Origin of the sequence: Nocardia sp. BSTN01 (genome assembly GCF_015354405.1) — a bacterium.
GTDB lineage: Bacteria > Actinomycetota > Actinomycetes > Mycobacteriales > Mycobacteriaceae > Nocardia.
The window spans coordinates 1-221 of the sequence record NZ_JADKYP010000203.1 but is presented as its reverse complement, the minus strand read 5'-3'; the positions used below and the strand labels follow the sequence as shown (position 1 = coordinate 221).

The 221-nt window shown below is 61.5% G+C and carries 1 protein-coding gene; it reads right to left on the bottom strand.

Annotated elements, in window-relative coordinates; genetic code table 11:
• On the bottom strand, window positions 1-221 hold a 221-nt coding region (locus tag IRT45_RS36540), incomplete at its 3' end, for a transposase (protein ID WP_194810300.1).

The window sequence follows — 221 nt, the reverse complement described above, 5'->3', positions numbered from 1 at the left end:
AGCTCACCCATACCCCACCCGGCACACAACCTCAGCACCTGAGCGAACAAATCCTCCACCGCCCCGGCGGCCTCGGCACGGAACCGCGAAATTGTCGAATGATCCGGCACATCACCAGCACAAATCACACGAAACGCGATATCACGCGAACACAACCGCTCGATCACCCGCGAGGACCGCTGCCCCTGCGCCCACGCCCACACCAGCAACGTCAACAACAT